The sequence below is a fragment of the Hungatella sp. genome, assembly GCF_046966825.1.
The window spans coordinates 1-12,030 of the sequence record NZ_JBKVCZ010000050.1 but is presented as its reverse complement, the minus strand read 5'-3'; the positions used below and the strand labels follow the sequence as shown (position 1 = coordinate 12,030).

The 12,030-nt window shown below is 50.0% G+C and carries 9 protein-coding genes and 2 pseudogenes; 2 read left to right on the top strand and 9 right to left on the bottom strand.

Annotated elements, in window-relative coordinates:
- Positions 1-35: 35 nt before the first annotated feature.
- The 7 genes and pseudogenes from ACLTD4_RS16290 to ACLTD4_RS16260 all read right to left on the bottom strand — a co-directional run bounded on the left by ACLTD4_RS16290 (position 36) and on the right by ACLTD4_RS16260 (position 8,820).
- Positions 36-1,282: pseudogene (locus ACLTD4_RS16290) on the bottom strand (DUF1015 domain-containing protein).
- Between the two features lie 142 nt (positions 1,283-1,424).
- Positions 1,425-2,588, bottom strand: coding sequence for a phosphoglycerate dehydrogenase (locus ACLTD4_RS16285; protein WP_055660680.1), 1,164 nt, complete (start codon positions 2,586-2,588; stop codon positions 1,425-1,427).
- Between the two features lie 19 nt (positions 2,589-2,607).
- Positions 2,608-3,693 (bottom strand): 3-phosphoserine/phosphohydroxythreonine transaminase, encoded by a 1,086-nt coding sequence (gene serC / locus ACLTD4_RS16280; protein WP_055660678.1) that lies wholly within the window; start codon positions 3,691-3,693, stop codon positions 2,608-2,610.
- 27 nt (positions 3,694-3,720) lie between these two features.
- Complete coding sequence (gene ilvB / locus ACLTD4_RS16275) at positions 3,721-5,400, bottom strand: biosynthetic-type acetolactate synthase large subunit (RefSeq protein WP_055660676.1); 1,680 nt, start codon at positions 5,398-5,400, stop codon at positions 3,721-3,723.
- A 53-nt stretch (positions 5,401-5,453) separates the two neighbouring features.
- A complete protein-coding gene (gene ilvD, locus ACLTD4_RS16270; RefSeq protein ID WP_117622440.1) occupies positions 5,454-7,124 on the bottom strand; it encodes a dihydroxy-acid dehydratase in 1,671 nt (556 codons plus the stop codon).
- Positions 7,125-7,153: 29 nt separating this feature from the next.
- Positions 7,154-8,234 (bottom strand): annotated as a pseudogene (gene leuB / locus ACLTD4_RS16265) (3-isopropylmalate dehydrogenase).
- A 241-nt stretch (positions 8,235-8,475) separates the two neighbouring features.
- The gene (locus tag ACLTD4_RS16260) at positions 8,476-8,820 is read right to left on the bottom strand and encodes a helix-turn-helix domain-containing protein (protein ID WP_055660671.1); all 345 of its coding nucleotides are present in this window, start codon (positions 8,818-8,820) and stop codon (positions 8,476-8,478) included.
- On the opposite strand from ACLTD4_RS16260, the gene ACLTD4_RS16255 reads away from it, so the two are divergent.
- Positions 8,732-9,421 carry a peroxiredoxin-like family protein gene (locus ACLTD4_RS16255; RefSeq protein ID WP_320995648.1) on the top strand — a complete coding sequence of 230 codons (690 nt, stop codon included), beginning with the start codon at positions 8,732-8,734 and terminating at the stop codon, positions 9,419-9,421. The genes ACLTD4_RS16260 and ACLTD4_RS16255 overlap by 89 nt on opposite strands.
- A gap of 94 nt (positions 9,422-9,515) precedes the next feature.
- Here ACLTD4_RS16255 and ACLTD4_RS16250 read toward each other — a convergent pair whose 3' ends face one another.
- Positions 9,516-10,694, bottom strand: coding sequence for a MalY/PatB family protein (locus ACLTD4_RS16250; protein WP_055660669.1), 1,179 nt, complete (start codon positions 10,692-10,694; stop codon positions 9,516-9,518).
- 286 nt (positions 10,695-10,980) lie between these two features.
- On the opposite strand from ACLTD4_RS16250, the gene ACLTD4_RS16245 reads away from it, so the two are divergent.
- Positions 10,981-11,232 (top strand): hypothetical protein, encoded by a 252-nt coding sequence (locus ACLTD4_RS16245; RefSeq protein WP_055660668.1) that lies wholly within the window; start codon positions 10,981-10,983, stop codon positions 11,230-11,232.
- Positions 11,233-11,318: 86 nt separating this feature from the next.
- Here ACLTD4_RS16245 and ACLTD4_RS16240 read toward each other — a convergent pair whose 3' ends face one another.
- On the bottom strand, positions 11,319-11,819 hold the full coding sequence (locus tag ACLTD4_RS16240) for a MarR family winged helix-turn-helix transcriptional regulator (RefSeq protein ID WP_117622437.1): 501 nt from the start codon (positions 11,817-11,819) through the stop codon (positions 11,319-11,321).
- Between the last annotated feature and the right edge of the window lie 211 nt (positions 11,820-12,030).

Here is a 12,030-nt window from a genome sequence, read left to right as displayed (position 1 = left end):
GAAAGTTTTCACACTTTCTGCTCTTTCTGCTTACTCTACCTCCTGCGCAGCAGATGTATAAACAACCCGCTCCGCAGCTTCGGTTCAAACCACGTGGACTTTGGCGCATCAACAGGCCCGCATCGGCCACATGGAACAGCTCTTCGATCGAGGTCGGATACATGGAAAATGCCACTGTCATATCCTCTCTGCACCGTTTTTCCAGCTCCGAAAGCCCCCGGATTCCGCCGATAAAATCAATTCTCTGATCGACTCTCGGATCACCGATTCCAAGAACCGGGCCCAGCAGATGATCCTGGAGAACGGAAACGTCCAGCCCCTTCACCGGGTCGCTGTCAAGCAAGCGCTCCGCCGCTGTGAGACGGTACCATTTTCCACATAAATGCATTCCAAAGGTTCCTTTTTCCACAGGCGCAAAGCCTTCTGTCCCCATAGAGTCCACTAAAAAGCCGGCTTCTTCCACACGGGTTAAGAATTCTTCCTCCGTCATGCCGTTTAAATCCTTCACCACGCGGTTGTAGGGCATGATCATCAGCTGGTCATCAGGGAATAAGACTGACAGGAAATAGTTAAACGGCTCTTTCCCCGTATAGTCCGGATTCTCTTCTCGCCGCTTCAAACCAACCTTAACCGCGGAAGCCGCGCGGTGATGGCCATCCGCGATATACGTGGCCGGAATTTCCGCAAACGCCTCTTCCACCGTCTGGATGGAATCCGCATTGTCGATCTCCCACACACGGTGACGGATTCCGTCCTCTGCGGTAAAGTCATACAGAGGCTCTGTGCCTGTCTTTAAATTCACGACTTTATTGATCATCGTATTGGAACGGTACGCCAGGAAGATCGGGCCGGTCTGCGCGTCGGTAGTATCCACGTGCCGGATTCGGTCCAGTTCCTTCTCTTCACGGGTATTCTCGTGTTTTTTTACCACTCCATTCACGTAATCATCGATGGAGGAACACGCCACGATTCCCGTCTGCTTTCTTCCATCCATGGTAAGCTCGTAGATATAATAGGCCGCCAGGGGATCCTGCACGAAAGTCCCGTCTGCGATCCAGCTCTCAAGCATCTCCTTTGCCTTATCGTAGACGCGGTCGTCATACATGTCCATGTCGTCCGGGAACTGGGATTCCGGCCTGTCAATATTTAAAAATGATTTCGGATTGGCGGCGGTTACTTCCTTCGCCTCCTTCCGGTTATACACGTCATAAGGGAGTGCGGCCACACGGGCAGCATACTTTTTATCCGGTCTCACACACGGAAATGGTTTTACTACAGCCATTTTTTCTCCTTTTCTTCTATGAGTACTCCCGGAAATTCCGCCGCAAAGCCAGGTACGAGTGCGTTTTCGGAAGTACTCCAGCGTCCAAACGGGCCATGGATCCTTCCATGCCCCGTCTGAACTGCTGCATTTAATTGTTTCATTACTTAATTACACGCACCCGCAAAACGCCCTTAATTGCATTAAGTTTCTGAATCATCATTGCATCCGGTGTGGACTCCAGATCCAGTAAGGTGTACGCGTATTTATCACGGCTCTTGTTGGTCATATCGGAAATGTTGACATTTCCGGCCGCGAGAGTTCCGGTTATCTGGCCGATCATGTTCGGGATATTCAAATGCATAACCGCAACACGGCTAGCCATCTGGCATACGCCCATGTCACACGCCGGGAAATTAACGGAGTTGCGGATATTGCCGTTGTCTATGTAATCCATGATCTCCTCAACTGCCATTCTTGCACAGTTGTCCTCGGACTCCTCTGTGGACGCTCCAAGATGCGGAATTACGATGGCGCCTTCCATATTGACAGACTTTGTGTTCGGGAAATCCGTCACGTAGCATTTTACCTTCCTGGCCTTTAACGCTTCCGCCATGTCATCCTCATTCACCAGCACATCGCGGGAGAAGTTTAAGATCACCACGCCGTTCTTCATCTGAGCTATGGATTCACTCTTAATCATTCCTCTGGTGCTGTCTAACAGCGGCACATGGATGGTGATATAATCGCATTCGCGGTAAATTGTCTCCACGGAGGTGATATGCCTGACATTTCTGGAAAGCATCCAAGCCGCATTGACCGAGATAAACGGATCGTATCCGTAGACCTCCATGCCGAGGGACGCAGCCGCGTTGGCCACCTCCGCGCCGATCGCGCCCAGTCCGATGACACCCAGTTTCTTTCCCTTGATCTCGCATCCGGCAAATGCCTTCTTGGCCTTTTCCACGGATTTGGCGATATTTTCGTCTTCTTTATTATCCTTTACCCAGTTGATCCCGCCTGCCACGTCACGGGAGGCCAGCATCAGTCCGGCAATTACCAGTTCCTTTACGCCGTTGGCATTGGCTCCCGGAGTATTAAATACCACGATTCCTTTGTCCGCACACGCATCCAGCGGAATATTATTGACTCCGGCGCCTGCGCGGGCTACGGCAAGCAGATCATCAGGAAGCTCCATCTCATGCATGGAAGCGCTTCTTACCAGCACGCCGGAGGCCTCTTTCATATTCTCGGTTAACTCATACTCTTCATTTAACAAAGCCGTTCCTTTGCTGGAAATGGCATTCAGGCAATATATCTTCTTCATATCCGCGTCTCTCCCTTTCCTATTTACCATTTCTGGCTTCAAAATCCTTCATAAAGGCAACCAGCGTTTCCACGCCTTCCATCGGCATTGCATTGTAGATGCTTGCACGCATGCCGCCTACGGATCTGTGGCCCTTTAAATTCTCGAGGCCCGCCGCCTTTGCTTCCTTTACAAACAGAGCGTCTAAATCGGCGTCTCCGGTTACAAACGGCACGTTCATTAAGGAGCGGTCTTTCTTCTCTACCGTGCCCTTAAACATCTTGCTGTTATCCAGGAAATCATACAGAAGATTCGCCTTCTTCTCATTGTACTCCTTCATCGCTGCCAGGCCGCCGCGGTTCTTTAACCATTTGAAGACCTTGCCGCAGATGTAGATGCCGTATGCCGGCGGAGTATTGTATAAGGACGCCGCGTCCGCATGGGTCTTGTAGCGCAGCATGGTTGGTGTTCCGGGAAGGACGTCTTCCGTGATCAAATCCTCACGGATAATGGCAATCACCACACCAGCCGGGCCTACGTTCTTCTGGGCACCGCCGAAGAGCAGACCGTATTTTTCCACGTCAACAGGTTCTGATAAGAAACAGGAGGAGATATCAGCTACCAGTGTTTTTCCTTTTGTATTCGGCAGCGTTTTGTACTTTGTACCATAGATCGTGTTGTTTTCACAGATATAAACGTAATCCGCATCCTCTGATATCGGCAGATCGGAAACATCCGGGATATAACTGAAGGTCTTGTCGGCACTTGATGCAACGGCGTTCGCCTTTCCATAAAGCTGTGCCTCCTGATATGCCTTCTTCGCCCACTGTCCTGTGATGATGTAATCGCCGACACGGTTCTTCATTAAGTTCATCGGAACCATGGCAAACTGCTGGGAAGCGCCGCCCTGTAAGAACAGCACCCTGTAGTTGTCCGGAATGCCCATTAAATCCCTTAAATCGGCTTCCGCCTCATTGATAATGGTTTCGAACATCTTGGAACGGTGGCTCATCTCCATAACTGACATGCCGCATCCCCTGTAATCCATCATCTCGTCGGCCGCTTCCTTTAAGACTTCTTCCGGCAGTACAGCCGGTCCTGCGGAAAAATTGTACACTCTGCTCATATCTCTTTCCTCCTCTTTGATAGGGTTCTAAATCTTCAGATCATTTTCGTCGAACGCATCCTGAATCGGCGCTCCCGGAGAAACCATCGGGAATACCTTATCATCACAATGGATCTGACAATCTATAACAACAGGAATGTTAAGCCCGATGGCTTCCTTAAGAACCGGCATGAACTCCTCCTTGCTGGTTACCCGGTAGGCCTTCGCCCCCATTCCTTCTGCTACCTTAACAAAATCAACCGCATCATTTAATACTGTATGGGAATATCTCTTTCCATAGAACAGGGTCTGCCACTGACGTACCATTCCAAGCACATGATTGTTTAATACCACCTGAATAACCGGGATATTATAGCGTGTCGCGGTTGCGATCTCGTTCATATTCATACGGAAGCAGCCGTCGCCGGCGATGTTGATAACAACCTTGTCTTTGCATCCCATCTTCGCGCCCAGCGCGGCACCCAGGCCGTAGCCCATGGTTCCAAGGCCCCCTGATGTTACAAAGGTTCTGGGATGTTTGTATTTGTAGAACTGGGCGGCCCACATCTGGTGCTGGCCTACCTCGGTCGTGATAACCGCGTCGCCCTGGGTCAGTTCGTAGATCTGTTCCACCACATAAGGACCGGTTAAGAGGTTCTTGTCGTAGCGGAGCGGATACATATCCTTCATACGGTCGATATGAGCCAGCCACTCGTCATGGTTGACTGGATCGAGCCGTGCGTTTAACTTCTTCAGAATCGTTTTGACATCTCCGATCACGCTGGCATACGTCTTCACGTTCTTGTCGATCTCAGCCGGGTCCACGTCAAACTGGAGAATCTTCGCATTCGGCGCAAATTTGGCCGCATTGCCCGTCACACGGTCGCTGAAACGCGCCCCCACTACGATCAGCAAGTCGCATTCCGTGATTCCGAAATTGGAGGTCTTTGTCCCATGCATCCCTACCATACCGGTATAGAGCTCATCGGTTCCGTCAAACGCGCCTTTTCCCATGAGGCTATCTGCCACCGGGGCCTGAATCTTATGGGCGAAGGACTTAAGCTCATCCGCCGCGTCCGCAATCACCGCGCCGCCGCCGGCAAAAATAAACGGCTTTTTCGCATTGCGGATTAAGTACAGCGCCTTTTCCATGTCTTCCTCAGTGATTGTCGAATTCTGGCGCTCGATCGGCTCCGGAGCCTTGTATTCGTAATCACAGGAATTGGCGGTAACGTCCTTGGTGATATCGATTAACACAGGGCCAGGTCTTCCGGTCTGCGCTATCGTGAAGGCACGCCTTATGGTGTCCGCCAGTTTCGTTATATCCTTGACAATGAAATTATATTTCGTAATCGGCATGGTAATGCCCGCAATATCGATTTCCTGGAAACTGTCACGGCCGAGAAGGCTGACAGCCACGTTGCAGGTGATCGCCACAACCGGGATGGAATCCATACACGCGGTCGCAATTCCCGTTACCAGGTTGGTAGCGCCAGGTCCTGATGTTGCCATGCAGACGCCCACTTTGCCGGTAGCTCTCGCATAGCCGTCAGCTGCGTGAGCCGCGCCCTGCTCGTGAGAGGTCAGGATATGGGTAATTTCATCCTGGTGTTTATAAAGTGCATCGTAAATGTTGAGAATCGTTCCTCCCGGATATCCGAATACCGTGTCTACACCCTGTTCTTTCAGGCACTCAATTACGATCTCTGCTCCTGTCAATTTATTCATACGCCTTGCTCCCTTTCTCTTATTGAGCGCTCTCGAAAACTTTGAGAATGCCCTTATTTCCCCGGTACCTCCAGGATAGCCCCCTTGCTTGCCGGTGCTGCCATAGCCGCATAACGCGCTAAGTATCCTGTCGTTACTTCCGGAACTCTTGGCCGCCATTTCGCCTTTCTCGCCGCCATCTCCTCATCGGAGACCTTCACGTCGAGACGGTTGTTGTTGATATCAATGAGAATTATATCCCCTTCCTCGACAAGTGCGATCGGACCGCCTGTCGCAGCTTCCGGACACACATGGCCGATGGATGCACCTCTCGACGCGCCGGAGAAACGGCCGTCTGTGATCAGAGCCACTTCCGAGCCAAGTCCCATACCTGCGATGACTGAGGTCGGGTTAAGCATCTCTCTCATGCCAGGACCGCCTTTCGGTCCCTCGTAACGGATCACGACCACGTCGCCCGCCACGATCTTTCCGCCTTTGATCGCCGCCACCGCGTCTTCTTCACAGTCGAAGACTCTCGCCGGCCCTTCGTGCTTTAACATCTCAGGAGCCACTGCGGATCGCTTCACCACTGCGGAATCAGGGGCTAAATTGCCCTTTAAGATGGCGATACCGCCGGTCTTGCTGTATGGATTTTCTACCGGACGGATCACCTCCGGATTTAAGTTGACACTGTTTTTAATGTTCTCGCCGACTGTCCTGCCGGTTACGGTCATGCAGTCCAGGTTTAAGAGTCCCAGCTTGCTGATCTCCTTCATAACGGCGTAAATACCGCCTGCCTCATTCAAATCTTCTATGTAAGTAGGCCCCGCCGGTGCTAAGTGGCACAGGTTCGGAGTCTTTGCGCTCAGTTCATTGGCAATATCTACGTTTAACTCCACTCCGGCCTCGTGTGCGATCGCCGGCAGATGAAGCATGCTGTTGGTGCTGCAGCCAAGCGCCATATCCATGGTGAGCGCGTTCCGGAAGGCCGCCTCTGTCATAATATCGCTCGGTTTTATATTTCTGCGGTACATCTCCATGACCTGCATGCCCGCGTGTTTTGCCAGCTTCAGTCGGTCGGAGTAAACCGCCGGAATCGTCCCGTTGCCCTGTAAGCCCATGCCCAGGACCTCGGTTAAGCAGTTCATACTGTTGGCCGTATACATACCGGAACAGGAGCCGCAGGTCGGACAAGCTTTACACTCATACTCCCTGACTTCTTCTTCCGTCATGGTGCCGGCCGTATAGGCGCCTACCGCCTCGAACATGCTGGAAAGGCTGGTCTTGTGGCCCTGCACATGGCCCGCCAACATTGGTCCGCCACTGACGAACACTGTGGGTACATTAATGCGTGCTGCTGCCATTAAAAGTCCGGGTACATTCTTGTCACAGTTGGGAACCATGACGAGAGCGTCAAATGCATGTGCCTTCGCCAGACATTCTGTGGAATCTGCGATCAAATCTCTCGTAACCAGGGAATACTTCATGCCGATATGGCCCATGGCGATTCCGTCACAGACGGCAATAGCCGGAACCATAACCGGAGTTCCGCCTGCCATGGCGACTCCCATCTTAACTGCCTGCACGATCTTATCCAGATTCATGTGGCCCGGTACGATCTCATTATAGGAACTGACGATACCGACGAGCGGACGCTCCATCTCTTCTTCCGTCATTCCGAGGGCATGGAACAGGGAACGGTGCGGCGCCTGCTGCATGCCTTTTTTTACTGAATCACTCTTCATAATCTGTCACTCCTTTTCTTTGTACGTTCTTAAATCCGCTCTGCAATTAAATCTCCCATCTCGCTGGTGGAAACCTTACTGCAGCCCTCCGACATGATATCGCCCGTTCTGAAGCCCTCGGACAATACCTTCTGAACAGCCGCTTCCACTGCATCCGCCTCCCGGTCAAGATCGAAGGAAAAACGAAGCATCATGGCCGCTGACAGAATCGTGGCGATCGGATTGGCAATTTCTTCCCGCAATATCCGGTGCGGAACCGTGGCTTGGCTCATACATGCCGAATTTGCCTTCATTCATGCTGGCAGATGACAGCATTCCGATGGAACCGGTAATCATACTCGCCTCATCGGACAAGATATCTCCAAACATGTTCTCGGTTAAGACTACGTCAAACTGGCCCGGATTCATTACCAGCTGCATCGCACAGTTATCGACCAGCATATGGCTCAGCGTTACCTCGGGATAATCTTTGGCAACCTCTTCCACGACCTTTCTCCACAGCCGTGAGGAATCCAGCACATTGGCCTTATCCACGCTGATCACTTTCTTCCTGCGCTTCATGGCAATATCAAATGCCTTAATGGCTATTCTTCTGATCTCATTCTCGTTATATGTAAGGGTGTCCACGGCGGTCATGACGCCGTCCACTTCCTTCGTACTGCGCTCTCCGAAATACAGGCCGCCGGTCAGTTCTCTCATAATAACCATGTCGAAACCGTCACCGATAATTTCTTTCTTTAGGGGGCACGCCTCAGCCAGCTCCTCGTAGAGATAGGCCGGTCGGATGTTGGCGAATAAATTAAGACCCTTGCGGATTGCCAGCAGGCCCGCCTCAGGTCTCAAGTTCGGTGCCACGTCGTACCATCTCGAATTTCCCACGTCTCCTCCGACTGCTCCGAGAAGAACGGAATCACTTTTTTTTGCTGTCTCCAATGCTTCGTCCGTAAGAGGGACACCGTATGCGTCGATGGATACGCCGCCCATCAGAACCTCGGTATAGGAAAACGCATGGCCGTACACATTTCCGACCCTGTCTAAGACTTTTTTAGCTTCTCTGATGATTTCCGGTCCAATACCGTCCCCGGGAATTACTGCTATATTATAATTCATTCTTCTATCTCCCTCTTCATAATTCTGTTCTGTCACTGTACCATGCTGATGTATTTCTCTTCATCATAGAACATTTAGAGGGATTTTTCAACTATATTACGGGATTTTTCTGCAAAATACTATATGAGATTGGAATTAGTACTATAAATGGAAGTTATAGAAATGGGGCTCAGAACGCGTTTATGTTTCTGCCATGGCATGGAAACCGGTGTCACTGCGGCGGCCCGGTATGATACCTCTCTTATTCACCGCGATTCTCCATCCTCTTCTGAAGCACAGCCAGTTTTCTGATCTGCTCCAGGGCACAGTCCTGAAATTCCGGCTGCAGGGAACCAAAAATCGTCAGCGCTTCATCCAACCTGCTTTTTTCTTCCGGGTCACTGAGAAACATCTCACCATTACCGGTCTTCAGCCACTGCTCATTGACATTGTACATCTCACAAATGTGACGGATAAACACATCTTTAGGCTGAACACGCTCGTATTCTAAATTGCTGATGACGTCACGGCTGACTCCCAGCCTTTCCCCAAACTCCCGCTGCGTCAGTCTGTACGCTTCACGTACGGCCTTAATCCTGTCATACATGGGTTTTCCCCCTCTCAATATTAAATCTATATTACAACATCCGGCGGGAACTGTCAACACAGCGCGGAGTACGCTTTTATGCGCCTGCTGTAATTTCTATGACACGCCTTTCCGGACTAATGTCTCTCTGAAGCAGGAGACAAAGGGGACGCGGACCGTCCTCCTCTTCCTGAGATACTGGGGATGTACCCTGTGTCAACTGGACATCCACCTGCTCAAAGAAGGTTACGATAAGATACGCTTTGCAGGCGGGCAGGTCAAGGTTATTCTTCAGTCCGACCCGGAAAATATCGCAGCCTCTTCCGGCGGGCCCAATGCCCTGCCATTTGAAATTATCTGCGATCCGCAAATGGCGCTGTACAGGCGCTTCGATATCCAGCCTGCGAAATCAAAGCTGGGACTGGCCGGCAAACAGGCGTTGTATAAACTGGCCAGTGCGGAAAAACTGGGACTGAAACATGGATTATACGAAGGTGACGAGCTGCAGCTGCCCGCGGCATTTATCATTGATTCAGAGATGCAGGTTCTCTATGCGCACTATGGAAAAAATGCAGGAGATATTCCTTCGGTAGATCAGCTGGCAGAATTGCTCAGAAATTAGGATTTCCAGAAAAATTGAGTTATGCCCGGCGTTATCAGTACGCCAGGCATAGCTGTTTATTTATACATCTGTGCAGTATTCATGTATCTCTGCCTTATAGCGTATCGAGTGCTGCTTTCATTCTATTCATGCACGCTTCCACTGTACTTCTCTGGGTTGCTGCGTTGATCCGCTCGAATCCATTGCCTTCAGGTCCGAAAATGTAGCCTTCGTCGAATACAATTCCGGCTTTCCTGACCATCAGCTCCTCCAGTTTCTCATGATCGGAGCAGTATTCATTTAAATCGAGCCATACCAGGTAAGTTCCCTGGCAGTCCATTACCGCTGCCTTGGGCAGATTCTCCTTTACAAACGATTCTATGTAACGGATATTTCCATCGATATAGGCTCTGGCCTGATCCAGCCACTCCTCCCCTTCCGTGTAAGCCGCGATGATGGCAGTCAGACCGAAAGGACTGCACATACCAACGGATAAACGGTTAGAGACCACATCGGTCCACTGCTTCTGATACTCCTTATTAGGAATAATAATGTTGGAAAACTGCATTCCGGCCAGATTAAAGGTTTTGCTGGGGGCGGTGCAGACGATGATTCTGTCACTGTAGTCCGGCGCAAGCTTTAATAACGGCGTATGGGTGACTCCGATTCTCGTTAAGTCCGCGTGAATTTCATCGGAAATAATCCATTTATCATACTTCTTTGCAATATCGACAATCTTCCTTAATTCATCCTCTCTCCACACACGTCCAACCGGGTTATGAGGACTGCACAGAATCATTCCCTTCGTATTCTCATCGGAGAATTTTCTATCCAGATCATCGAAATCCATCTCATAGGTGCTGCCATTTCTAACCAGAGGACTATTGACCACTTTCCTGCCGTTGGCTTCCACTTTTCCCGTAAATGGGTGGTAAACCGGCCTCTGAATAATGACTCCATCCCCTTCTTTTGTCAGGAACTGAATCAAAAATGCCAGCGCAGGAACGACACCCGGACTGAAGAATATATCATTTTTGTCAATCTCCCATCCGAACCGTTTCCGGTACCAGCCGGTAACAGCCTCTTTGCAGTCTTCATTTTCATAAACCGTGTAACCGAAAATCCTCTGGTCTATCCGCTCATGAAGAGCACGGATAATGGGTTCTGCACAAGGCAGGTCCATATCCGCGATGGATACCGGAATGGCGTTTTTCCCGGCTTCCTCCGGTATGGTATCGAACTTGCAGCAGTGTGTGCCTCTTCTTTCTACCAGTGTGTCAAAATCATACTTCATATTGCAGCCTCCTGTCATCTGTTGTTATTTACTCACTTATTACTCCGATTCCTTTTTAATTCATCTTCGTATAAGCCAATTAATATTTAATCTGCTTAACCGTTTATTCTATCATCAGATTAATACATCTCCCGCTGTTTGTCAACAGGAATCTATCTGTGTTTGAATCTAAATCTTTCAGTGCTTGAATCTGCTGGTAAGGCATGGTATGATACATGTAATTCAGAGCATGAACCATTCATTTGAAGCCTTCTAACCGTCACCAGAGAATGGAGGACATACCGATATGATTACCATATTTAACCGAAAAGAACTGGCTATTACCTATTCCACAAACGAGCAGGCACGGATCCGCGATATCTTAACCGCAGAAGGAATTGATTATATCATCGATACCAAGGGAACAGTCATGCGCAATATGGGAGCGCGCGGGCCCGCCATACAGCAGTTTGGCGAGAATATCACTGCCAGCACCGAATACAGAATCTATGTTCTAAAAAAGGACTATGATAAAGCATCGCACTTAATCCATACGTAACAGAGTCAAAAGGGCCGCTGCGAAAGTAAATATTCTTTCGCAGCGGCCCTCAGTACTACATCGTCACGCAATACTGTACTGGCTGTCTAATCGGCCCTGCCGTTTCCCGACAGCTGCCGGCTTTCCTCCACGTCCAGCTTAAATGCCCGGTTCAGTTGATTCTGGATTCTGATATACGTCCTCATCTCTTCTTCAGAGATCTCATCCAGCATATGATACGTCCTTTCATAGCAGGCATTTTCAAAATCTTCGTGCTTTTTATAGATAACCTTCCCCTCATCTGTCAGATAAAGGTTATACTCCCGGTTATTCTTTTCGTTCCGCTCCTGCCTGATCCATTCCTTTTTCTTAAGCTTGCGGATCAGCTGGGAGCAGGCGCTGTTGGTCTTATGAAACTCCCTGGACAGTTCCGAGGCCGTAATTCCCGGCTGATCCCCGACAGCCTTGATAATCTGAGACTCTGCCTGGTAGAGGACGGTTCCGTGATAATCATGGAGCAGAGAATCGTATTCATCAATCGCGTCGACGCCTTCATCCACTGTCTTTAACAGTTCACAAAATAATTCATATCGTTTATCTACGCCCATAGCCCCACTCTCTTCCCTGTTGGTTCCTTTATTGTAAGTGGAAAGACCTGTGTTTGTCAATATGGCCTTGCCTGTGTTTCTGCCTTTCCGTATTCCTTGTTACAGTTCACAGCCCTGTCGGTCTCCGCTTCCCGGTCTGCTCCGGCTGGCTTATGCGTGGTTTCCAGTGACTTTGCAGGGGATTAGCAATTCTTAACGCGCAGGATTTTTC